Here is a 20,283-nt window from a genome sequence, read left to right as displayed (position 1 = left end):
GGCGGTCACTCCACCGTGACGGACTTCGCGAGGTTGCGCGGCTGGTCCACGTCGAGGCCCTTCGCGGTCGCCAGCGCCATCGCGAAGATCTGCAGCGGGACGACGGCCAGCAGCGGCTCGAACATGGGGCCGGCGAGCGGGATGTGGATGACCTCGTCGGCGAAGGGCAGCACGGCGGCGTCGCCCTCCTCCGCCACCACGATCACGCGGGCACCGCGGGCGCGGATCTCCTGGATGTTGGAGACGACCTTAGAGTGCACGAGTGCCGAGTGCCGCGGCGACGGCACGAGCACGAACACGGGCTGGCCCGGCTCGATCAGCGCGATCGGACCGTGCTTGAGCTCGCCGGCGGCGAAGCCCTCCGCATGGATGTAGGAGATCTCCTTGAGCTTGAGCGCGCCCTCGAGCGCGATCGGGTAGCCCACGTGGCGACCGAGGAAGAGCACCGAACGGGTGTCGGCCATCCAGCCCGCGAGCTGGGTCACGTGCTCGTGCTCGCTCTCCAGCACCTTCGCGACCTTCTCCGGCAGCGCGGCGAGCTCCTCGACATCGGTCGAGGCGTCGGCCACGACGCCGCGGACGCGTCCCATGTGCAGGCCGAGCAGGAGCAGGGCCGTGATCTGGGCGGAGAACGCCTTGGTCGAGGCGACGGCGACCTCCGGGCCGGCGTGCGTGTAGACGACGGCGTCGGACTCGCGCGGGATCGTCGCCCCCTGCGTGTTGCAGACGGACAGCGTGCGGGCACCGCGCTCCCGGGCGTACTTCACGGCCATCAGGGTGTCCATGGTCTCGCCGGACTGGCTGATCGAGACGACGAGGGTGTCCGCGCCGATGACGGGGTCGCGGTACCGGAACTCGTGGGCGAGCTCGACGTCGACCGCCACGCGCGCCCACTGCTCGATCGCGTACTTGCCGACGAGGGCCGCGTAGGACGCGGTGCCGCACGCGGTGATGATGACGCGGTTGATGCCGACGAACAGGTCGTCGAGACCGTCCAGCTCCGGGATGACGACCTGACCGTCGCGGATGCGGCCGCGGATCGTGTTCGCGACGGCTTCCGGCTGCTCCGCGACCTCCTTGGCCATGAAGCTCGACCATCCGCCCTTCTCGGCGGCGGCGGCGTCCCACGAGACGTCGAACGGCTCGGCGGCGACGGGCGTGCCGGCGAAGTCGGTCACGGTCACCGCGTCGGGGGTGATCGAGACGATCTGGTCCTGACCGATCGCGAGGGCCTTGCGGGTGTGCTCCACGAAGGCGGCGACGTCGGAGCCGAGGAAGTTCTCCCCCTCGCCCAGGCCGATCACGAGCGGCGAGTTGCGGCGAGCGCCGACGACGAGACCCGGGTGGTCCTGGTGCATCGCGAGGAGCGTGAAGGCGCCCTCGAGGCGGTTGACGACGGCGCGGAACGCGAGCGCCAGGTCGCCCCCGTTGCCGGCATACTCGCGGCCGAGCAGAGCTGCGGCCACCTCGGTGTCGGTCTCGCTGCGGAAGGCGACGCCGTCGGCGAGGAGTTCGTCGCGCAGCGCGGCGAAGTTCTCGATGATGCCGTTGTGGATCACCGCGAGCTTGTCGTCGTCGGCGAGGTGCGGGTGCGCGTTGACGTCGGTCGGGCCGCCGTGCGTGGCCCACCGGGTGTGACCGATGCCGGTCGTGCCGTCGGCGAGGGGTGCATCGCCGAGCGAGTCGCGCAGCATGGCGAGCTTGCCCGCCTTCTTGCGCATGCCCAGCGTTCCCTCGCCGTCGATCACGGCGATGCCCGCGGAGTCATAGCCGCGGTACTCGAGCCGGGCGAGGCCGGCGAGAAGGATGTCCTGGCTGGGCCGCGGGCCCACGTATCCGACGATTCCACACATGGGGATAAGGGTAAGCGGGAATTTTTGCGAGTCGTCCGAACAATAGGACGCCCGCCAGGGCGGCTCAGAGCTTGCGCAGCAGCACGCTCTCCACGTCGTGATCCGCGCCCTTGCGCAGAACCAGCCGCGCGCGGTGCCGCGTGGGCATGACGTTCTCGACGAGGTTCGGCATGTTGATCTCGTTCCAATATCCCAGTGCGGTGGTGATCGCCTCCTCGTCGGTGAGGTGCGCGAACACGTTGAAGTAGGACGACGGGTTGCTGAAGGCCCCCTGCCGCAGCGCGAGGAACCGGTCGACGTACCACTTCTCGATGTGCGCGGTGTCGGCGTCCACGAAGATCGAGAAGTCGAAGAGGTCGCTGACGGCGACGTCGTTCGGCGCGGGCGGAGGCTGCAGGACGTTGAGCCCCTCGACGATCACGACGTCGGGGCGGCGCACCACGACGTGCGCGTCCGGCACGATGTCGTAGCGCATGTGGGAGTAGAACGGCGCCCGCACCTCGGGCGCTCCGCTCTTGACCTCCGTGAGGAACTCGATCAGCGCCCGGCGGTCGTACGACTCCGGGAAGCCCTTGCGGTCCATGAGGCCCCGGCGCTCCAGCTCGGCGTTCGGGTAGAGGAAGCCGTCCGTCGTCACCAGCTCCACGCGCGGCGTCCCCGGCCACCGGCTCATCAGCTCGCGGAGGAGCCGGGCGATGGTCGACTTGCCCACGGCCACGGAGCCGGCGACACCGACGACGAAGGGCGTGGTCGTGTCGTCCTCCTGGAGGAACGACGAGGTGGCCGCACCGAGCTGCTTCGTCGCGCCCGCGTACAGGCTCAGCAGCCGGCTCAACGGGAGGTAGACCTCACGGACCTCGGTGAGGTCGAGACGATCGCCGATCCCCCGCAGCTCCACGACCTCGGTCTCGGTGAGAGGCTGGTCGAGTCCGGCGGCGAGACGCGCCCACTCCGCGCGCCCGATCTCCCGGTACGGCGACAGCGGCAGCGTGGGGTCGGCGGTGGTCACGTCGTCCATCGTAACCGCGCGCGAGTATCCTCATCCCGTGCGCCTGGGAGTCCTCGACATCGGATCCAACACCGTCCACATGCTCGCCGCCGACGTACGCCCGGGCGGACGACCGCTCGCGACCACGAGCGACCGGACCGTGCTGCGCCTCATGCGGTACCTCACACCGGACGGGGCGATCGCGGAGGACGGCGTGCAGGCCCTGGAGACCGCTGTCGCGCAGGCGCGCCGGGTGGCGGAGGCGGAACGCGTGGACGCGCTCCTCGCCACGGCCACGAGCGCCGTGCGCGATGCCCGCAACGGAGCCGAGGTGATCGCGCGCATCGAGGCCGTCCTGGGTCAGCCGCTCCAGGTGCTCGACGGGGAGACCGAGGCCGCGCTCACCTTCCTCGCGGTGCGGCGCTGGTTCGGGTGGTCCGCCGGCCAGCTGCTGCTCCTCGACATCGGCGGCGGCTCCCTGGAGATCGCCGCGGGCGCCGAGGAGGCGCCGGACGTCGCCGCCTCCGTGCCGCTCGGAGCCGGGCGCATGACGGTGCAGTTCCTCCCGCAGGATCCGCCGGGTGAGGACGATGTGGAGCGGCTGCGGGCATACGCCGCAGCGACTCTCGACGTGGTCGTCCCCCGGTTCCATGCCCTCCCCCGTCCGGACCACGTCGTGGGGTCCTCCAAGGCGATCCGTTCGCTCGCACGGTTGGTCGGCTATCCCGTCCCCGGCTGGTCGGGTATCGAGCGGATGCTGCTCCCCCGCGAGGCGCTCGGGTCGTGGATCCCGCGGCTCGCGCGCCTTCCCGCCTCGGCGCGCCAGGAGCTCCCGGGGATCACGCCCGACCGGACGTTCCAGATCGTGGCGGCCGCGGTGTCGCTGCATGCTGCGATGAGCGCACTGGGGGTGGAGGAGCTGGAGGTGTCGCCGTGGGCGCTGCGCGAAGGAGTGCTGCTGCGGTACATCGAGCAGCTCGGGTCGCGATCCTGAGAGGGCTGCTCCGGCGGCGCGGATAGCATGACGCCATGACCCCGACCCTCGCCACCCGTGCCCCGCGCGGCAGGGTGGCAGCCCGCGTCGCCCTGGTCGGCTACCTGCTGTTCGTGGGCTTCACCGTCTGGCTGCCCGCGGCCGTGTCGTCCAAGGTCACAGGTCTCGTGGGCGTGATGGCCCGCTGGGTCGCGGAAGCCGGCATCGCGCCCTACCAGCAGAGCGCCGTGGTGCTGGAGATCCTGGCCAACGTCGCCCTCTTCGTCCCTGTCGGGCTGTTGCTGCCCTTCGCCTGGCCACGGCTTCGGCTCTGGCAGGTCACGCTCGCCGGTGGTCTGCTGAGCGTCGTGATCGAGTCGGTGCAGGGCTTGATGCCGTCCCGGTTCCCCACGCTCAGCGACGTGATCGCCAACACCACCGGCACCTTCCTCGGAGCCGTCGTGGCGACTCTGCTGCTGGCCCTGTTGTCACGCGGTCCGGACGGACCGAGGGACCCTAGGCTGGCTTCGTGACCCTCCCTCCCCTCGACGGCCCGCCGGCCGGCATGAGCCGTAGAGAGTGGCGCGGGCAGCAGGACCAGCCCGCGCCCACCGCCGTCCCCGAGAACGACGTCAGTCCGATCGCCCCCGCCAGCGAGACGCTGACCATCCTGACGGTGTGCACCGGGAACATCTGCCGCTCTCCCCTCGCCGAGGTGCTGCTCCGACAGCGGCTCGAGCCGCTGGGCGTCCGCGTGCACAGCGCCGGGACGCACGCGCTCGACGGGCACGGCATGCCGGAGGAAGCCCTCGAACTCGCGACGCTCGGCGGGGCCGATCCGGCGATCGCCGCCGCTCACCGCGCCCGCTACCTCGTCGAGCCCTACATCACAGGCGCCGACCTCGTGCTGACGATGGCGCGCGAGCACCGCTCCACCGTCGTGAAGATGGTGCCGGGTGCTCTCCGACGCACGTTCACGCTGCGCGAGTTCGCACGGCTCGCATCGACGCTGAGCACCGACGAGGTCCAGGACGCCGCCCGGGGGGACGGAGCGCTGCGCGACCGGTTCGCCGCCGTGCTCCGCGCCGTCGGGGATCAGCGCGGCCTCACCCCCGCACGGCCGGAGGACGACGACGTCATCGATCCGTACCGCCGTTCGCGGGAGACCTACGCGCTCTCGGGTGCGCAGCTCACCCCGGCGCTGACCGAGGTCGAGCGAGCCTGAGCCGTCGCGTCACGGCGACGACGCCGCTGAACACCGTCCTCATCGACGTCAGCGTCGCCGACGGGAACGCGGCCAGAGCGGCGGAGATCGCCGACGCCGTGGCGGCGAGCTTCCAGAACGCGGTGCAGAACACGCTGGAGCAGCCGGCCGCCGAGGGCGCGGTGAGCCCCGTGCAGATCACGGTGACCGAGCCGGCCGCGGTCCCCACCTCCCCCGTGAGCCCGAACACGCGCATGCTCATCCTGCTCGGCGGCGTCATCGGCCTCGCGCTGGGCGTCGGCATCGCCATGCTGCGCACCGTGCTGGACAACCGCATCCACACCCTGCATGACATCGAGGCGCTCACCGACCGCCCGGTACTCGGCGGCATCGCCTTCGACCCGGAGGCACCGAAGCGTCCGTTGATCGTGCACGCCGATCCGCGAAGCCCCCGCGCGGAGTCCTTCCGGAGCCTGCGGACGAACCTGCAGTTCCTGAACCTCGACAGCGGACCGCGCATCTTCGTCGTCTCCAGCGCGGGCCCCGGCGAGGGCAAGTCGACTACGACCGCGAACCTGGCGATCGCCCTCGCGGAGACCGGCGCGCGCGTCGCCCTCCTCGACGGCGACCTCCGCCTTCCCCGCGTCGCCGACTACATGGGCCTCGAGGGTGGCGCCGGTCTCACCGATGTGCTGATCGGCCGGATGGACGTGGCGGACGCCCTCCAGAAGTGGGGTCGCAACGACCTCTACGTCCTCCCCAGCGGACAGGTTCCGCCGAACCCCAGTGAGCTGCTCGGTTCGTCGGCGATGGACGACGTGCTCCAGGCGCTGGGCGAGTACTTCGACTATGTCCTGATCGACGCCCCGCCGCTGCTCCTGGTGACCGACGCGGCGGTCCTCGGGACCAAGACGCGCGGTGTCATCCTCGCCGCCGCCTCGGGGAAGACCAAGAAGCAGGAGCTCTCGGGCGCCGTCCGCGCTCTCGAGAACGCCGGCGTGCAGATGCTGGGCGTCGTGGTCACCATGCTGCCGACGAAGGGACCGGACAGCTACGGCTACGGGGCGTACACCTACGGCTCGACCCACGAGCTCGACGGCAGCCCCTCCACCAGGGTCACCGCGAAGTTCGGACGCGGGTGGGGCAGGAAGAGCGCCCCGAAGAAGCGCACCACCGCCCGTGCCTGACGCCGACCCCGTCGGCCGCTCAGGCCTTCGGCGACGCGACCCGGAAGACGATCGAGTGGTAGAGCACGAAGCGCAGCAGCACGACGATGACGATGCTGACGAGGTTCACGAGGTTGACCGCCACGGCTCCGGGCGTGCGGCCGAGGATGCCGCCGACCGCTTCGACGCCGACCCACACGAGCGCGGCCCCGAGCGCGGTGCACACGGCGTTGGTCGCGAGGAACAGGGCGACCTCCGCGGCCCGTCCCCGGCGATCGCGGTGGCGGAAGGTCCATTCGCGGTTGCCGATGTACGCGTTGATGAGGGCGACGAGCGAGGCCACGATCTTCGCTGCGACGACGTCCCACCCCCAGGCGTAGACGAGGAGGTTGAAGACGCCGACCTCGATCAGGGTGCTCAGCGCCCCGACCACGAGGAAGCGGCTGCCCACGCCGGCGAGGCGACGCAGTCGGGAGGGAGGATTCATGGCTCAACTAGGCTACTGGCTGACACCTCTGCAGCCCGCCACCGCAAGGACTCCGTGACTCTCCGCCACCTCGCCATCGTCATGCCCGCCTACAACGAGGTGGAGGGCATCCGGGGCTTCATCGACGAGATCCGGTCGGCGGTCGAGCCTCTGGCCGACGAGGTCTCCTTCCACATCGCCGACGATCGTTCGACGGACGCCACCGCGACCGTGTTCGACGACGTCGCCGACGCCACCGTCGTCGTGCAGGCGACCAACCGCGGCCACGGTCCGACCGCCCTCGCGGCCTATCGCGCCGGACTCGCCGCAGCCCCGGACGCGCTCGTGCACGTCGACGGTGACGGGCAGTTCCACGGCGCCGACTTCCCCCGGCTGCTGCGTGCGCTCACCGACGAGCAGGCCGACGTCGTGCACGGCGTGCGAGACGGACGCACCGATCCCTGGTACCGCAAGACGCTCACCGGCGCGGTCGGCCTCCTCATCGCCATCGCAGCGGGTCGCCGCATCCCGGACGTGAACACGCCCCTGCGCGCCTACCGTCCCGAGGCTCTGCGAGTCCTGGTCGAGGCGGTGCCCGCGGACGCGACGGTGCCGCACGTACACTTCTCGCTCGCCGAGGCGCGGGGCGGTTTCCGCGTGCGCTACGTCCGCGTCGCCAGCATCCCGCGCCGCGGTGCATCCAGCACCGGCACCATGTGGGGCCGTGGCGGCGGGCTCCCCCTGCCACCGAAGCGCCTGCGCGTCTTCGTGCGCTCCGCCCTCAGCGAGGCCTGGCTCCTCTCGCTGCGTCCGTCCGCTCCGCTCCGGGCCGTCCGTCGTCCGGAGCCCGTGCGCCGATGAGCCGGCTGCGCACGGCCCTCTTCTGGGTGGCGGCCGCCGCCCTCGTGATCGGCCACGTCGCCATCGCCTGGCACAGCCTCACGGTGTCCCGTTTCTGGGAGGACGAGGCGTTCAATCTGACCGTGCCCCGCAACCTCCTCGCCGGGCTCGGATACGCCAGTGACGGCGCCCTGTCCGGCTCGACGATCACGCCGTTCGACCCCCGCATCTCCACCGGGCCCGTCGTGCTCCTCCCAGTCGCGGCGCTCCTGGCGACCGGCATGGACCCGGTTCTGGCGGCCCGACTCGTGCCGCTCGCCTTCTGGCTGCTGCTCCTCGCTGGACTCGCGGTCCTCGGCCGTCGTATCGGCGGGCGGTGGGCGGCACTTCTCGCCGTCGCGGTCCCCCTGGCGTTCACCGCCGGCGCCGGCGTCTCCCCCATCCAGGGGCCCGCCGACCTGCTGGGTGAGATCCCTGCGGCGGCGCTCCTCGTCTGGGCTCTCGCCGTGCTCCCGCGACGCGCCTGGCTCGCGGGGCTTCTCGTCGGTCTCGCAGTGCAGGCCAAGCTCATCGCCGCGCTCGCCCTCCCTGCCTACGCAGTCGCGCTGTGGGTCCTCGCCGATGGCCACGGATGGGCGCGCGTCCGCGACGCCCTGCGCCGCGCCTGGCTGCCGCTCCTCCTCTCGGCGGTGCCGACGGCCCTGTTCGAGCTAGGGGCGCTCCTCGCTCTCGGCCCGGCCGGATTCGTGGAGCACCTGCGCGCGTTCGTCCGCTTCGTGCGCAGCGGCGGCCAGGCCGACGCCGCGACGACGGTGCTGCAGAAGCTCGGCACGCTCGCCGACTCCTGGTCGCTGCCGCCCGCCGTCGCGCTCCTCGGCGCTGTCCTCACCCTCGCACTGGTGACGCTCGGCGTCGCCCGTCGCTGGCGCATCGCGACGGAAGAGGAACGTGTGGTCATCGCCTACGCACTCGCCGCCGTCGTCGGCGCCCTCGCCTTCGTGACCTGGTGGGCGACCGCCTCGCGTCTGCCGCTGTGGGTCCGGCATCCCGCGCCGGGGATCCTCGCATTCTTCCCGGTCGTCGCCGCCGTCGCGGTCTGGGCGGTCCCGCGGCTTCCCGAGCGACGCGCGTGGCGGCTCGGCGGGACCGTCGCGGCGGCCCTGGTCGCGATGATCGTCGCGGCGGGCGCGGTGCTGCACGTCGCAGGCACCGTCACGTCCCCCGGGCTGACACTCGCCCAGCAGCGGGCCGACGTCGAGCCGCTGCGGGCCTGGGTCGAGGAGAACGACGCCGAGTGGGTCGCGGCGGAGCGCTGGGGGTGGGAGGTGCCTCTGGTGGTGCTCACCGGCGCGCATCTGGGGCTTCAGGATGCGCCGTCGATGACCGAGGTACCACGACTCACCCTCGATGACTGCGCCACGGCGACGCTGGCCGAGGGGACGACGAGCCGCCTCTGCGCCGCCCGCTGAACGCGGCCTCCGGAGACGACGAACCGGCCGGCCGCCGAGGCGACCGACCGGTTCGGAGACGGCGGTCCTAGAGCGCGAGGCGCTCCTGCACGACCGCCGCGAGACGTTCCGCGTAGGTCCGGGCCGACTCGGAGTCGGCGGCCTCGACCATGACCCGCACGAGCGGCTCGGTGCCGGACTTGCGCAGCAGCACGCGCCCGGTGTCGCCGAGTTCAGCCTCGACATCGCGCACCGCCTGCTGCACGACCTCGTCCTCGGCGACGCGATCCTTGTCGACGTCGCGGACGTTGATCAGCAGCTGCGGGTAGACCGTCATGACCGATGCGAGCTCTGCGAGGGACTTGCCCTGCCGCGCCATCTCGGCCACGAGATGGAGACCTGTGAGCAGGCCGTCCCCCGTGGTCGCGTACTCGCTCATGATGACGTGGCCGGACTGCTCGCCGCCGAGCGCGTACCCGCCCTCGTTCATGTCCTCGAGCACGTAGCGGTCGCCGACGGCCGTCTGGCGCACCGTGATGCCGTGCTCGCGCATCGCGACGTGCAGACCCAGATTGCTCATGACCGTCGCGACGAGCGTGTCGTCGGTGAGACGGCCGCGCTCTTTCATCGACAGCGCCAGGATCGCCATGATCTGATCGCCGTCCACGACGTTGCCCTGCGCATCCACCGCGAGGCAGCGGTCGGCGTCGCCGTCATGGGCGATGCCCACGTCGGCGCCGAGCCGGACGACGGCTTCGGCCAGGTTGTCGAGGTGCGTGGAGCCTACGCCGTCGTTGATGTTCCAGCCGTCGGGGTCGGCACCGATCACGGTGACCTCGGCGCCGGCGTCGCGGAACGTCTCGGGAGACACCCCGGAAGCGGCGCCATGGGCGCAGTCGAGCACGACGTGGACGCCCTCGAGGCGGTGCGGCAGCGAGCCGAGCAGGTGGACGACGTAGCGGTCCTCCGCATCGGAGAAGCGGTCGATGCGGCCGACGCCGGCACCGGTCGGGCGCAGCATCTCGCCATGCATGGCTTCCTCGATGCGCTGCTCGACGACGTCGGGGAGCTTGCGTCCGCCACGGGCGAAGATCTTGATCCCGTTGTCGGGCGCCGCATTGTGCGAGGCGGAGATCATCACGCCGAAGTCCGCATCGCGATCCGCCACGAGGAACGCCAGAGCCGGCGTGGGGATGACCCCGGCCTCGAGGACGTCGACTCCGGAAGAGGCGAGGCCCGCGGCGACGGCAGCGGTCAGGAAGTGCCCGGAGACCCGGGGGTCACGGGCGACGACGGCGGTGAGTCGCTTGCCTTCGGCTTTGCGAGCCTCCGCCGTACGGCCCTGGCCCAGGACGACAGCAGTCGCCTGGGCCAGGGTGAGCGCCAGGTCGGCGGTGAGGATGCCATTGGCGAGTCCTCGCACGCCGTCCGTGCCAAAGATCGGCATCGGAGCAGTGGACCTTAACGCTTCGAGTACTGAGGCGCCTTACGGGCCTTCTTGAGTCCGGCCTTCTTGCGCTCCTTGACGCGAGCGTCGCGCGAGAGGAAGCCGGCCTTCTTCAGGGTCGGACGGTTGTTCTCCGCGTCGATGCCGTTGAGGGCACGCGCGATGCCGAGACGCAGAGCGCCGGCCTGGCCGGAGTCGCCACCACCCGAGATGCGGGCGATCACGTCGTACGCACCGGCGAGGTTCAGCGCGGTGAACGGGTCGTTGATCAGCTGCTGGTGCAGCTTGTTCGGGAAGTAGTCCTCGAGCGTACGGCCGTTGACCGTGATGGTGCCCGAGCCGGGGACCAGACGCACGCGGGCGATGGCCTGCTTGCGACGGCCGACAGCGGCGCCGGGGACGCTCAGCACGGGGCGGGGAGCCGCCTCGACCGCGTCGGTCTCCGGGGTCGACGTCGAGAAGTTCTGGAGGTTTTCGGTGGAGTCCTGGATGTCAGCCACGAGTATGTCCTTAGTCTGTACGGCGCTTACTGGGCGACCTGGTCGAGGGTGTACGGCTGGGGCTGCTGCGCGGCGTGCGGGTGCTCGGCACCGGTGTACACCTTCAGCTTCGACAGCTGCTGGCGGCCCAGGCTGTTCTTCGGGAGCATGCCACGGATGGCCTTCTCCACGGCGCGGACCGGGTTCTTCTCGAGAAGCTCGGCGTAGGTGACCGACTTCAGGCCGCCCGGGTAGCCGGAGTGGCGGTAGGCCAGCTTCTTCTGGAGCTTCTGACCGGTGAGCGCGACCTTGTCGGCGTTCACGATGATGACGAAGTCACCCGAGTCGATGTGGTTGGCGAAGGTCGGCTTGTGCTTGCCACGCAGAAGCGTCGCCGCGTGCGAGGCCAGGCGGCCGAGAACGACGTCGGTGGCGTCGATGACGACCCAGTCGCGCTGGACTTCGCCAGCCTTGGGGGTGTAAGTGCGCGTCACGATAGTGCTGCTTTCTTGTCGAACGGAGGTGTTCGTGAATCCCACTCCGGGGTGGTTCGTTCCCTACGGGGAGGAACACGCCAGTGGAGGGCTCACGTTCGGATGTGCGTCTTCCCCGCAGGCAGGGAAGGGCACCAAAGAGTCAGCATACGCCACCGGAACGGCATTCCCCAAACCCGCCCGGCACGGGCGTCAGTTCGGACGGACCGTCACGAGGATCGGGCGGTGGTCGCTGGAGCGCTGCGGCAGCGTGGTGATGCGCTCGATCTCGAAGCCGGACGAGGTCGCGAAGTCGTAGTGCCCGCGGAAGACGCGGTACCGCGTGTAGGTGTGGTCGTCGCTGAGGGACAGCGCGTATCCCTGATCGCGCACCGCCTGACCGAGGTTCTCCTTGAAGACGGGGTAGTTGTAGTCCCCCACCATGAGCTGCGGCAGCCCCTCGCCGAGCGTCGCGAGCTCGGCGAGCGCCGCGCGGATCTGGTGCCGGCGCAGTGAGTTCAACGCCGTCAGGGGCGCGGCATGGAAGGACTCCACGATGAACTCGCCGCCGTCGTCGATGTCGCGCAGGCGGGCGCCGAGGACGCGCTCATGCGCGGGCTTGGCGATGCGGTCATGCAGCGACTTCTTCAGGCCGAGGGTGCGGATGCCGAGCAGACGATAGGTGCTCTCGCGATAGAAGAGGGCAAGGCCGAGCCTGTTGCCCTGCGTCGCGTCCGCCAGCACGAGACCGCCGATCCGATCCGGAAGCTCCGGGACATCGCACTCCTGGAGGCAGAGGATGTCGGGATCATGCTCATCGACGAGCGCCGCGAGCTCGCCGGCGGCGCGGTGCTTGCGCAGGTTGTAGGAGATGACCTTCATGATCGTCCCCACGCTACCCGCCCCATCTGTGCCCCGGCTCCCGATCCCGGCGATCAGTCGCTCTCGCGGTCGCGTCGGGCCCTGGTCTGGGCGGCTCTGGTGGCCAGGAGCTCCTCTGCCGGGTAGCCGACCTCCGTGAGGGTCAGCCCGCGGGCGGCGAGGACCTTGAACTCACTCGTCCGCGTGAGCGCATCGCGGAGCACGACGAGATCGCCGACGTCCAGGCGCCCCTCCCCCACAGCCGCACAGGCGCCGACGAGGGCCCGCACCATGCTGTGGCAGAACGCGTCGGCCTTGACCTCCGCGACGAGCACCCCGTCCGCGTCCCGCTGCCACCGGTAATCGAGCAGCGTACGGATGGTCGTGGCCTCCTCACGGGGTTTGCAGTAGGCGGCGAAGTCGTGGAGGCCGATGAGCGTCTGCGCCGCGGCGTCCATCGCCTCCGCGTCCAGCCGCCCCCGGATGGTGGTGGTGTCGAGCCGCCGCAGCGGGTCGTATCCGGCGAGGTCGTCGGCGAGCCGGTAGCGGTAGCGGCGCCAGACGGCCGAGAATCGCGCGTCGAAGCCCTCGGGGGCGAGAGAGGAGCGGGTGACCGTCACGTCGGGGTAGGCGCCGAGCACCCCGCGCATCCGCGCCGCGATGCTGCCGGCCGGGTCCTCGGCGGCGCGGCCGTGGCGCGCCTCGATCCGCGCCCACTGCGCCTCGTCGAGATCCACGTGCGCGACCTGTCCGCTCGCATGCACGCCGGCGTCCGTCCGCCCGGCGACGACGAACCGCACGTCGGAGCCGACGATCCGGGCGAGCGCCGCCTCCAGCGTCCCCTGCACCGTGCGGAGCGTGGGCTGCGTGGCCCACCCGCGGAAATGGGTGCCGTCGTAGGCGATGTCGAGCCGGATGCGCACGAGGCCAGCCTAGGACAGCCGCGTGCGCACCCCGTGCGTCAGATGCCGCCGTCGACCGATCGGATCAGCGCGCCCGGCTCCTCGGGAACCATCACCTGGGTCTCCCGGTTCAGGCTCTCGCCCCGGAAGAACCGCTTCGACCGCGGGAAGAGGTACCAGAGGAACATCAGGACCAGGCCGATCGCCAGCGACCCGATGCCGATCACGAACGTCCCGCCGATGCCGAAGAGCACGGTGTAGCCGTAGTCGACGTCCCACATGTCGATCGCCGACTGGACGAACGCCCCGGTGAGCAGCAGGGCGCCGACCAGCGGGAAGATCCCCTTGAAGAACAGGTCGCGAGCGGAGCGCCGCAGGTCGGCGCGGAAGTACCAGACGCAGGCGAAGCCGGTGATCGCGTAGTAGAACGCGATCGCGAGTCCGAGCGACAGGATCGAGTCCTGGAGGATGTTGTCGCTGATGAGGGTCATGCCCACGTAGTAGAGAGAGGCCACCACGCCCATGATGATCGTCGAGAACGACGGCGTCTTGTAGACGGGGTGCACGTCCTTGAACTTCGCGGGGAGCGCGCGGTACACGCCCATCGCGAGCGTGCCGCGGGCGGTCGGGAGGATCGTCGTCTGGGTGGACGAGATCGCCGAGATGATGACCGCGACCACGAGCACCCACCCGAACGGGCCGAGCAGGCCGTCCTTGATGGCGAGGAAGAAGTCGTCGGCGTTGGCCTCGTTGCCGAGTCCCGTGCCATCCTCGCCGAGTCCGGCGTACATCATCGCGGCGATCGTCACGGCGACGTACGTCACCAGGAGGATCACGCAGGTGAGCACCGCGGCACGGCCGGGAATGCGCTTCGGGTCCTTGGTCTCCTCGTTGAGGGCGAGGCAGGTGTCCCACCCCCAGTAGATGAAGAGCGCCAGGAGGATGGCCTCCGTGAAGCCCGACCAGTCGGTGAAGCCGAACGGGTTCAGCCACTCCCACGCGAACGGCGTGGCGTCGGGGGCGTCGCCGGTGAAGAACTGCCAGAGGGCGGCGACGACGAAGATCGCCAGCGCCAGGTACTGGATCGCGAGGAGGACGTTCTGGATGCGCTCGCCGATCTCCACGCCGCGCCAGCTCACCCAGGTCATGGCGGCGATGAAGAGCACGGCCACGACGACGACCCGCCAGTCGTTGTTCTCGAGGTCCTGTCCGATCAGCGACCAGAAGTAGACGGAGGCGATCTGCGCCAGGTTCGCGAGCACGACCATGCCGGCGACCGCGACGCCCCAGCCGCCCATCCATCCCACCCAGGGGCCGAAGGCCTTGGTGCCCCAGGTGAAGGTGGTGCCGCAGTCGGGGACGGCGTTGTTGAGCTCCCGGTAGGCGAAGGCGATCAGCAGCATCGGCACGAAGGCGATGATGAAGGCGATCGGTGCTTGGGCGCCCACCGCGAGCACGACGAAGCCGAGCGTCGCGACGAGCGAGTAGACGGGGGCCGTGGAGGCCAGACCGATGACGGTGGATCCCCACAGGCCGAGGGTGCCTGCAGCCAGGCCCTTGCCGTCGGGTCGTTCAAGGTGGATGGGCGTCGTTGCCATGCTCAGAACAGTACGGCGGGCCGCGGTATCCCGTCAATCCTTTTGTTTCGGCGACGGATTCCACGCGTCGTGTGGGGATATGCGAAGGATTCCGTGGGTCAGTCGCGAGCGAGCATTCCGTCGGCGTGCGCCGCCACCCACTCCATCAGGGGCAGCATCCGCTCCATCAGGTCGCGCCCCAGCGGCGTGAGGCTGTACTCGACGTGCGGCGGCACCGTCGGCAGCGATTCCCGGTGCACCAGGCCGTCGTCGGTGAGCGCGCGCAGGGTGGAGGCGAGCATCTTCTCGCTGATGCCGTCCACCTGTCGGCGCAGCTCTCCCCAGCGGTGGGTGCCGTCGGAGAGACATGAGAGAACCAGAACGCCCCACTTGCTCATGATGTGGTCCAGGACGACGCGCGTGCCGCACCCCTGATCGAAGAGGGCCGGCTGCGAATCGCGGATCTGCGCAAAACTCACCGTCATGTGGGTACCTTACCGAAAAGTGGGTACCTGCTGAAAGGAATGCTCACGACGGCTATCGGGGTTGTCCGGGGAGTCAGCTACGAAAGGACTCCCATGACCATCCTCGTCACCGGTTCGACCGGTCACCTCGGCCGCCTCATCGTCGCCGCCCTCCTGGAGCGCGGTGTCGAGCCGCAGGCGATCCGCGCCGGCGCCCGCGACCTCGCCAAGGGTGCCGACCTCGGCGTGCCCGTCGTCCGTCTCGACTACACCGACCCGGAATCGGTCGCCGCGGCGCTCGACGGCGTGGACACCGTCGTGCTCGTCTCGGGCTCCGAGGTGGGCCAGCGCGTCGCGCAGCATCGGGCGGTGATCGACGCCGCGAAGGACGCCGGCGTGTCGAAGTTCATCTACACGAGCGCGCCGAAGGCCACCACGAGCACCCTCGTCCTGGCTCCCGAGCACAAGGCCACCGAGGAGCTCATCGCGGCCGCAGGCCTCCCCGCGGTGATCCTCCGCAACAACTGGTACACCGAGAACTACGCCGCCGACCTCGCCCGCGCCACCGAGACCGGCACCCTCAGCGCCGGCACCGGAGACGGCCGCGTCGCCTCCGCCAGCCGGAAGGACTACGCCGAGGCCGCCGCGGCCGTGGCCACGGAGGATGGACACATCGGCGCCGTCTACGAGCTCGGCGGAGACGTCGTGTGGACCTACGCCGACCTTGCCGCCGCGATGACCGAGGTCACCGGCCGCGAGGTCACCTTCCTCCCGCTCTCCGCGGACGAGCAGCTCGCCGCGCTGCGCGCCGCCGGGCTCGATGAGGGCACCGCCGGCTTCGTCGTCGCCCTCGACGCCGGTATCCGCGACGGCGCACTGGCAGACACCGACGGCACACTCCGTCGCCTCATCGGCCGCCCGACGACACCGCTCGTCGAAGGCCTCCGCGCCCTGGCGTGAGGTGAGGAGCGCTGCCGGCCGCCGTCACGGGCGGCGGCGCTCCCCCGGCACCGGCTCCCCGGCGCTCTGCACATAGGCGACGGTCAGCGTGAGCCTGTCGCGCCGCAGGCCGTCCGCGTGCAGCACGGCATCCACGGTCTCGCGGGCGTGCCGCAGCGTCGCGACGCTGCTCACCCGCCCGTCGACCCCGATCGCGGCCTCGACCGCCACGCCCTCCGGTGCCGCGGTGACGGACACGATCGGGTCGGCACCGCGCTCGACGCCCCAGGCGGCCGCCCCCGCACGCACGAGGTTCGAGACGAGCGATCCGGAGCGGTACACACCGCGCACACCCGAGCAGGCGCGCAGGGCGGTCTCGATCCGGATCGCGAGATCCGCGCGCTCCTCCTTCGTCAGCTCGGCGTCGGCCATCATGCCCCCTCCCTGACGTCGGTGATCGCGACGTCGATCGCCATGACCTGCAGCTCGGTGTGACGACGCAGCCGGACATCCACCTCGGCGCGCAGCCGGTCGGCGACGCTGCGGAGAGGGTCGCCGAGGCGCACGCTCGCGTCGATCATCACCCGCACCGGCGCTCCGGGCTCGGTCACGTCGCCGTCCAGTCGGCACCGGCCGACCAGAACCCCGGGGACGGCCTCCTCCGCGGCACGGACCAGTCCGCGCACGGCACCCTCGGTGATCGCCAGCTCCACGGCCGGATCGTCGGAGGCGAACGGGATACGGCGTCCTGCCTGGGCATCCATCGCGATGCCGCTGAGGATCCGGTCCACCCAGCTCTCGTCCACCGGCGCGGCAGAGGCCGCGTCGTCATCCATCAGCTCGCTGCCGAGGCCGCGCAGCCTCTCCAGGGCGTCGAGCGCGAGCTGGCATCCCGGAGACTCCTCGATCGCGGGGTTCCGCGGGGTGCGTCCAGCGTCCAGGTAATCGCTGAGATCCTCGATCGTGTGCCCGTCCAGGTCGGCGGGCTCGAGACCGAGGCGGCGCAGCTGGTCGTCCTCGTGGTGATCGGTCATCGCCACGCCTCCATCCGTGTGATCAGGAATCGTCGCGCGCGGGACAGCAGTCCGCGCACCGTGCTGACGGGGATGCCGAGCTCCTCGGCGATCTCGTCGTAGCTGTAGCCGCCCAGCTCCCGCAGCACCCAGCACTCGCGCTGGGCCTCGGGGAGCTCGCGCAGAGCGGCACCGAGGGCCGCGACACCCGCTCGCGCTTCGACGACCGCGGCGGGCGACGCCTGCGGCGGCGCGGGCCGGTCGATCTCGTCCACGTCGAGGGCCGGCCGCGTCTGCCGCAGCCGGTCCACCGCCTTGCGACTCACGATCCGCATGAGCCAGCTCTTCACCTTGGCGGGGTCCTCCAGCTCACCGAACCGCTGCCACGCGGTCACGAACGCATCCTGCACGATGTCGTCGACCTCCGCCGATGCGTTCAGCATCCTGTGCGTGTAGGCCCTCATCATCGGCGTGTACCTGCGCACGAGCACCGCGAATGCGGCGACGTCCCCATCCATCGCACGGCCGGCGACGATGCGGTCCCCAGCCTGCTCCAGCGCCTCACCCCAGCGGTCGGCTGCCATTCCCCCACCCCTCGTTCACGGTTCCCCAGGCGTTCGGAGCCCGCGCCGCGTCGGATCGTGACGACCCGATGCGCGCAGGCGGAGGAGACGCCCGCACGGACGTCTCCTCCCCCTCCGTCACTTGGTGAACGTGTCCTTGACATCCTCGGCCGCGTTCCTGACATCACCCTTGGCCTGCTCGGCCTTGCCCTCGGCGACGAGCTTGTCGTTGTCGGTGACCTCGCCGACGACCTCCTTGGCCTTGCCCGCCACCTTCTCGGCTGCGGCCTTGATCTTGTTCTCCGCGCTCATGGCGTCTCCTTTCCTCACACGACCCCGACGGTCGGGGTCGATGTCCGTGCGGCGTTCCGGCCCTCCGGCGCCGCGGTCCGTCCCGTCGCGAGCGAACGACGCATCCGCTGCCGCGACCGGAAGAGTTCCCGCCACCCGCGGTCGGCGACGTGCACGACGAGCGGCATGCGGGTACCGGTGAGGGCGTCCCACTCCTGCACCACGTCATCGACGGCCGCGAGCAGCCCGCCCAGAGCCGCACCGGGGCGCGGGGTCACCACGAGGCCGAGAGCGATCCCTCGCCCGACTCTCCGGCTCGTCAGCCGGGCCGCGAGCACGTCCGCCCGATCGGCGAGCGGCGCCGCGAGCAGCTCCTCCGCCACGCTCCGGTCGACGGTGGTCGTTCCTCCTCCGGCGACGAGGCGGAGGACGGTGCGCTCCCGCCGCGGCCGGCGGGTGAACAGGAAGGCCACGAGCAGGACCACGAGCAGTGCCGCAGCGGCGATCCCCACGATCGCCCACAGCGGCACGAAGCCCGCACCGGGGATGTCGAGGCCCCATGCCCCCGACCACGCCACGAGGCCGTCCGCCTGCGCGAGCACCTCCTCGAAGGGTGGCGGGAGCATGCCCGTGCCCCGCAGCCCCCCGGCGAGGAGGACGACGCCCCCGCTCAGAAGCACTGCCGCTCCCCCGAGGAGGACCGCGCGGTTCGCCGCCGTCCCTGCCGACGTCATGCGATCACTCCTTCCCGTCCCACCTGCACCCGCGGCGAGAGCCGGAAGCCGACCTCGTCCAGCACCCGGGCCGCTGCCTCCTCGGCGGCAGCCGCATCCACCGGCACCCCACTCGTCGGAGTGACCCGGATCAGCGCCGCGCGTCGGGCCACGGTCACGCCCACCTGCCCGCGCGGCACCCCGATCCGGCGTGCGACCGCGTCCGCGATGGCGTCGGCGAGCACACCGTCGTCGATCACGAGCGCTGCCCGCGTGTCGAGACGTGTGCGGCGCGCACGCCGGCCCGGAAGCACAGCGAGCGCGAAGAGGAGCAACGCCAGGAGGAGAAGCACGACCCCGACCGCGATCACGGCCGACGGCATCTGCAGGAGCGCCGGGACGGGCGCGAACCAGGCGGCGGCCTGCGTGCGGAACCCCTCGTCGAGGGCCCACGCCGCCACCCCGACCAGCAACACGGCGAGGACCAGGGTCAGCACCACGGCGAGCGCGATCGCAGGGCCCCGACGCGTCGCCCTCGCCTCTCGGCGGAGGAGCCGCCGGGGTGTCGCAGTGTTCGTCGTCATGCCACTCTCCTCTCCGTCTCGCGTCGGACGCCGGCGAAGCGCACGTCCACCGCTCCCACGTGACGCGCTGCCAGGTCGCGCATCCCCTGTACGACGGCGTCGCGGACGGCGTCCGCCCGTGCACTCACGGGATCGGTGCCCTGACGGCTCAGCACGACCGGAACCTCCACGGACACCCGCAGGTCGCCGCGACGGTCCGCCAGCTGAACGCTCACGTCGTCGGTACCGACCCGAGCGGCATCGCGGACGATCCCCAGAGCGAGCCGGTGCAACGCGCGGGCTTCGACGACCGTGGCCCCCGCCACGGTCGTCGGCCCGTCCGTCTGTGCCACGCTCATGAGGACGATCGCCGCCCGCGCACCACGTCGGCGAGCGCCCGCACGTCCAGGCGACCGTCGACGATGCGGCCGACGACGGCGCCGACGAGCATCGCGAGGGTGACGAGCAGGAACGCCCAGAACCCCCAGACGATCCAGGTCAGCGCGAGCACCGTCGCCGCAGCTCCGCCGATCACCGAGGCGTTCACTGGACCCGCGCCTCCGGGGCCTCGTCGTCGTCCTCCGAGGGGATGTGCACGTCGTTGACGGTCACGTTGACCTCGGCGACGTCCATGCCCACCAGCTCCACCATGGCCCGGTGGATCGCGGCCCGCACCTGGTCGGCCACCTTCTGCAGGGACACCGGGTACTCCGCCACGATCGTCACGTCGACGGCCACCTGCGTCTCGCCGACCTCGACGCTGATCCCCTGCGCGAGGTCGGTCGTGTTGAGGGCGTCGCGGATCGCACCCATCATGCGCGCGGCGCCACCGCCGAGCGCGTAGACGCCGTCGACCTCCCGCGCCGCGATGCCGGCGATCTTCGCGACCACCGCATCCTCGATCGTCGTCTTCCCCGCCGCCCCCTGCGACGCCGGGACGACCTGAGCCTTGGGCTGGGTGCCCCCAGTCACGTTCGCCATCTCGAGCTCCTTCATCCGTGTGTCCACGCGGTTTCCGCGCGGGCCGTGTTCTCACGACACCACTAAGACGGTCGGGGAG

Annotated in this window: 26 protein-coding genes; 7 read left to right on the top strand and 19 right to left on the bottom strand. The window is 71.0% G+C overall.

What is annotated here, in order from left to right; genetic code table 11:
* Nucleotides 1-5 precede the first annotated feature (5 nt).
* Nucleotides 6-1,853, bottom strand: a complete 1,848-nt coding sequence (gene glmS, locus AB0310_RS00435) for a glutamine--fructose-6-phosphate transaminase (isomerizing) (protein ID WP_187663386.1) — start codon at nucleotides 1,851-1,853, stop codon at nucleotides 6-8.
* A 64-nt stretch (nucleotides 1,854-1,917) separates the two neighbouring features.
* Nucleotides 1,918-2,871 (bottom strand): type I pantothenate kinase, encoded by a 954-nt coding sequence (gene coaA / locus AB0310_RS00430; protein ID WP_366236352.1) that lies wholly within the window; start codon nucleotides 2,869-2,871, stop codon nucleotides 1,918-1,920.
* Nucleotides 2,872-2,899: 28 nt separating this feature from the next.
* On the opposite strand from coaA, the gene AB0310_RS00425 reads away from it, so the two are divergent.
* The 4 genes from AB0310_RS00425 (at nucleotide 2,900) to AB0310_RS00410 (ending at nucleotide 6,205) form a co-directional block, all read left to right on the top strand.
* Entirely contained in the window at nucleotides 2,900-3,835 is a 936-nt protein-coding gene (locus tag AB0310_RS00425) for a Ppx/GppA phosphatase family protein (RefSeq protein ID WP_366236351.1), read from the top strand.
* A 35-nt stretch (nucleotides 3,836-3,870) separates the two neighbouring features.
* Nucleotides 3,871-4,347, top strand: a complete 477-nt coding sequence (locus tag AB0310_RS00420) for a VanZ family protein (RefSeq protein WP_366236350.1) — start codon at nucleotides 3,871-3,873, stop codon at nucleotides 4,345-4,347.
* On the top strand, nucleotides 4,344-5,039 hold the full coding sequence (locus AB0310_RS00415; RefSeq protein WP_366236349.1) for an arsenate reductase/protein-tyrosine-phosphatase family protein: 696 nt from the start codon (nucleotides 4,344-4,346) through the stop codon (nucleotides 5,037-5,039). The genes AB0310_RS00420 and AB0310_RS00415 overlap by 4 nt, the downstream gene beginning before the upstream one ends.
* Nucleotides 5,040-5,137: 98 nt before the next feature.
* Nucleotides 5,138-6,205, top strand: a complete 1,068-nt coding sequence (locus tag AB0310_RS00410; protein ID WP_366236348.1) for a tyrosine-protein kinase domain-containing protein — start codon at nucleotides 5,138-5,140, stop codon at nucleotides 6,203-6,205.
* A 19-nt stretch (nucleotides 6,206-6,224) separates the two neighbouring features.
* Here AB0310_RS00410 and AB0310_RS00405 read toward each other — a convergent pair whose 3' ends face one another.
* Complete coding sequence (locus AB0310_RS00405; protein WP_187663385.1) at nucleotides 6,225-6,671, bottom strand: GtrA family protein; 447 nt, start codon at nucleotides 6,669-6,671, stop codon at nucleotides 6,225-6,227.
* 54 nt (nucleotides 6,672-6,725) lie between these two features.
* On the opposite strand from AB0310_RS00405, the gene AB0310_RS00400 reads away from it, so the two are divergent.
* Nucleotides 6,726-7,511: a glycosyltransferase family 2 protein gene (locus tag AB0310_RS00400; protein WP_366236347.1), complete on the top strand. Its 786-nt coding sequence runs from the start codon at nucleotides 6,726-6,728 to the stop codon at nucleotides 7,509-7,511.
* The gene (locus tag AB0310_RS00395) at nucleotides 7,508-8,959 is read left to right on the top strand and encodes a hypothetical protein (protein ID WP_366236346.1); all 1,452 of its coding nucleotides are present in this window, start codon (nucleotides 7,508-7,510) and stop codon (nucleotides 8,957-8,959) included. The genes AB0310_RS00400 and AB0310_RS00395 overlap by 4 nt, the downstream gene beginning before the upstream one ends.
* Before the next feature lie 67 nt (nucleotides 8,960-9,026).
* Here AB0310_RS00395 and glmM read toward each other — a convergent pair whose 3' ends face one another.
* The 7 genes from glmM to AB0310_RS00360 form a co-directional block, all read right to left on the bottom strand.
* Entirely contained in the window at nucleotides 9,027-10,385 is a 1,359-nt protein-coding gene (glmM, locus tag AB0310_RS00390; RefSeq protein WP_144880707.1) for a phosphoglucosamine mutase, read from the bottom strand.
* Nucleotides 10,386-10,399: 14 nt separating this feature from the next.
* Nucleotides 10,400-10,885 carry a 30S ribosomal protein S9 gene (gene rpsI / locus AB0310_RS00385; RefSeq protein WP_025104384.1) on the bottom strand — a complete coding sequence of 162 codons (486 nt, stop codon included), beginning with the start codon at nucleotides 10,883-10,885 and terminating at the stop codon, nucleotides 10,400-10,402.
* Between the two features lie 26 nt (nucleotides 10,886-10,911).
* Complete coding sequence (gene rplM / locus AB0310_RS00380; protein ID WP_187663382.1) at nucleotides 10,912-11,358, bottom strand: 50S ribosomal protein L13; 447 nt, start codon at nucleotides 11,356-11,358, stop codon at nucleotides 10,912-10,914.
* A gap of 192 nt (nucleotides 11,359-11,550) precedes the next feature.
* Nucleotides 11,551-12,219, bottom strand: coding sequence for an endonuclease/exonuclease/phosphatase family protein (locus tag AB0310_RS00375; RefSeq protein WP_366236345.1), 669 nt, complete (start codon nucleotides 12,217-12,219; stop codon nucleotides 11,551-11,553).
* A 53-nt stretch (nucleotides 12,220-12,272) separates the two neighbouring features.
* Nucleotides 12,273-13,121, bottom strand: coding sequence for a tRNA pseudouridine(38-40) synthase TruA (gene truA, locus AB0310_RS00370; protein ID WP_187663381.1), 849 nt, complete (start codon nucleotides 13,119-13,121; stop codon nucleotides 12,273-12,275).
* 38 nt (nucleotides 13,122-13,159) lie between these two features.
* Nucleotides 13,160-14,698 (bottom strand): APC family permease, encoded by a 1,539-nt coding sequence (locus AB0310_RS00365; RefSeq protein ID WP_366236344.1) that lies wholly within the window; start codon nucleotides 14,696-14,698, stop codon nucleotides 13,160-13,162.
* 98 nt (nucleotides 14,699-14,796) lie between these two features.
* The gene (locus tag AB0310_RS00360) at nucleotides 14,797-15,162 is read right to left on the bottom strand and encodes a winged helix-turn-helix transcriptional regulator (protein WP_268777219.1); all 366 of its coding nucleotides are present in this window, start codon (nucleotides 15,160-15,162) and stop codon (nucleotides 14,797-14,799) included.
* Between the two features lie 93 nt (nucleotides 15,163-15,255).
* Between AB0310_RS00360 and AB0310_RS00355 the strand changes: the two genes are divergently transcribed.
* Complete coding sequence (locus AB0310_RS00355; protein ID WP_366236343.1) at nucleotides 15,256-16,101, top strand: SDR family oxidoreductase; 846 nt, start codon at nucleotides 15,256-15,258, stop codon at nucleotides 16,099-16,101.
* Nucleotides 16,102-16,125: 24 nt separating this feature from the next.
* Here AB0310_RS00355 and AB0310_RS00350 read toward each other — a convergent pair whose 3' ends face one another.
* The 9 genes from AB0310_RS00350 to AB0310_RS00310 all read right to left on the bottom strand — a co-directional run bounded on the left by AB0310_RS00350 (nucleotide 16,126) and on the right by AB0310_RS00310 (nucleotide 20,204).
* Complete coding sequence (locus AB0310_RS00350) at nucleotides 16,126-16,515, bottom strand: hypothetical protein (RefSeq protein WP_280569468.1); 390 nt, start codon at nucleotides 16,513-16,515, stop codon at nucleotides 16,126-16,128.
* Nucleotides 16,512-17,114 carry a hypothetical protein gene (locus AB0310_RS00345; protein WP_259953006.1) on the bottom strand — a complete coding sequence of 201 codons (603 nt, stop codon included), beginning with the start codon at nucleotides 17,112-17,114 and terminating at the stop codon, nucleotides 16,512-16,514. Before AB0310_RS00345 ends, AB0310_RS00350 begins: the two co-directional genes overlap by 4 nt.
* Nucleotides 17,111-17,677 (bottom strand): RNA polymerase sigma factor, encoded by a 567-nt coding sequence (locus AB0310_RS00340; protein WP_259953005.1) that lies wholly within the window; start codon nucleotides 17,675-17,677, stop codon nucleotides 17,111-17,113. The genes AB0310_RS00345 and AB0310_RS00340 overlap by 4 nt, the downstream gene beginning before the upstream one ends.
* 117 nt (nucleotides 17,678-17,794) lie before the next feature.
* Nucleotides 17,795-17,968: a CsbD family protein gene (locus AB0310_RS00335; protein WP_187663375.1), complete on the bottom strand. Its 174-nt coding sequence runs from the start codon at nucleotides 17,966-17,968 to the stop codon at nucleotides 17,795-17,797.
* A 14-nt stretch (nucleotides 17,969-17,982) separates the two neighbouring features.
* Nucleotides 17,983-18,681 carry a hypothetical protein gene (locus AB0310_RS00330; RefSeq protein WP_366236342.1) on the bottom strand — a complete coding sequence of 233 codons (699 nt, stop codon included), beginning with the start codon at nucleotides 18,679-18,681 and terminating at the stop codon, nucleotides 17,983-17,985.
* Nucleotides 18,678-19,244, bottom strand: a complete 567-nt coding sequence (locus AB0310_RS00325; RefSeq protein ID WP_366236341.1) for a hypothetical protein — start codon at nucleotides 19,242-19,244, stop codon at nucleotides 18,678-18,680. Before AB0310_RS00325 ends, AB0310_RS00330 begins: the two co-directional genes overlap by 4 nt.
* On the bottom strand, nucleotides 19,241-19,582 hold the full coding sequence (locus tag AB0310_RS00320; protein WP_259953001.1) for a hypothetical protein: 342 nt from the start codon (nucleotides 19,580-19,582) through the stop codon (nucleotides 19,241-19,243). The genes AB0310_RS00325 and AB0310_RS00320 overlap by 4 nt, the downstream gene beginning before the upstream one ends.
* Nucleotides 19,579-19,770, bottom strand: a complete 192-nt coding sequence (locus AB0310_RS00315; RefSeq protein ID WP_025104398.1) for a DUF2273 domain-containing protein — start codon at nucleotides 19,768-19,770, stop codon at nucleotides 19,579-19,581. The genes AB0310_RS00320 and AB0310_RS00315 overlap by 4 nt, the downstream gene beginning before the upstream one ends.
* Nucleotides 19,767-20,204, bottom strand: a complete 438-nt coding sequence (locus tag AB0310_RS00310; RefSeq protein ID WP_187663371.1) for an Asp23/Gls24 family envelope stress response protein — start codon at nucleotides 20,202-20,204, stop codon at nucleotides 19,767-19,769. Before AB0310_RS00310 ends, AB0310_RS00315 begins: the two co-directional genes overlap by 4 nt.
* Between the last annotated feature and the right edge of the window lie 79 nt (nucleotides 20,205-20,283).

It is taken from the genome of Microbacterium meiriae (assembly GCF_040702565.1).
GTDB classification, from domain to species: domain Bacteria; phylum Actinomycetota; class Actinomycetes; order Actinomycetales; family Microbacteriaceae; genus Microbacterium; species Microbacterium meiriae.
This window is presented reverse-complemented; position numbering and strand designations above follow the sequence as displayed.

Bases quoted from the DNA above. Each gene is read 5' to 3' on its own strand.
- AB0310_RS00320 (WP_259953001.1), bottom strand. From the start codon at position 19,582: ATGAGCGTGGCACAGACGGACGGGCCGACGACCGTGGCGGGGGCCACG.
- AB0310_RS00330 (WP_366236342.1), bottom strand. From the start codon at position 18,681: ATGACGTCGGCAGGGACGGCGGCGAACCGCGCGGTCCTCCTCGGGGGA.
- glmM (WP_144880707.1), bottom strand. From the start codon at position 10,385: ATGCCGATCTTTGGCACGGACGGCGTGCGAGGACTCGCCAATGGCATC.
- AB0310_RS00360 (WP_268777219.1), bottom strand. From the start codon at position 15,162: ATGACGGTGAGTTTTGCGCAGATCCGCGATTCGCAGCCGGCCCTCTTC.
- AB0310_RS00340 (WP_259953005.1), bottom strand. From the start codon at position 17,677: ATGGCAGCCGACCGCTGGGGTGAGGCGCTGGAGCAGGCTGGGGACCGC.
- AB0310_RS00375 (WP_366236345.1), bottom strand. From the start codon at position 12,219: ATGAAGGTCATCTCCTACAACCTGCGCAAGCACCGCGCCGCCGGCGAG.
- coaA (WP_366236352.1), bottom strand. From the start codon at position 2,871: ATGGACGACGTGACCACCGCCGACCCCACGCTGCCGCTGTCGCCGTAC.
- AB0310_RS00355 (WP_366236343.1), top strand. From the start codon at position 15,256: ATGACCATCCTCGTCACCGGTTCGACCGGTCACCTCGGCCGCCTCATC.
- AB0310_RS00335 (WP_187663375.1), bottom strand. From the start codon at position 17,968: ATGAGCGCGGAGAACAAGATCAAGGCCGCAGCCGAGAAGGTGGCGGGC.
- AB0310_RS00325 (WP_366236341.1), bottom strand. From the start codon at position 19,244: ATGACGACGAACACTGCGACACCCCGGCGGCTCCTCCGCCGAGAGGCG.
- AB0310_RS00395 (WP_366236346.1), top strand. From the start codon at position 7,508: ATGAGCCGGCTGCGCACGGCCCTCTTCTGGGTGGCGGCCGCCGCCCTC.
- AB0310_RS00350 (WP_280569468.1), bottom strand. From the start codon at position 16,515: ATGATGGCCGACGCCGAGCTGACGAAGGAGGAGCGCGCGGATCTCGCG.
- AB0310_RS00405 (WP_187663385.1), bottom strand. From the start codon at position 6,671: ATGAATCCTCCCTCCCGACTGCGTCGCCTCGCCGGCGTGGGCAGCCGC.
- AB0310_RS00310 (WP_187663371.1), bottom strand. From the start codon at position 20,204: ATGGCGAACGTGACTGGGGGCACCCAGCCCAAGGCTCAGGTCGTCCCG.
- glmS (WP_187663386.1), bottom strand. From the start codon at position 1,853: ATGTGTGGAATCGTCGGATACGTGGGCCCGCGGCCCAGCCAGGACATC.
- AB0310_RS00365 (WP_366236344.1), bottom strand. From the start codon at position 14,698: ATGGCAACGACGCCCATCCACCTTGAACGACCCGACGGCAAGGGCCTG.
- AB0310_RS00420 (WP_366236350.1), top strand. From the start codon at position 3,871: ATGACCCCGACCCTCGCCACCCGTGCCCCGCGCGGCAGGGTGGCAGCC.
- AB0310_RS00345 (WP_259953006.1), bottom strand. From the start codon at position 17,114: ATGACCGATCACCACGAGGACGACCAGCTGCGCCGCCTCGGTCTCGAG.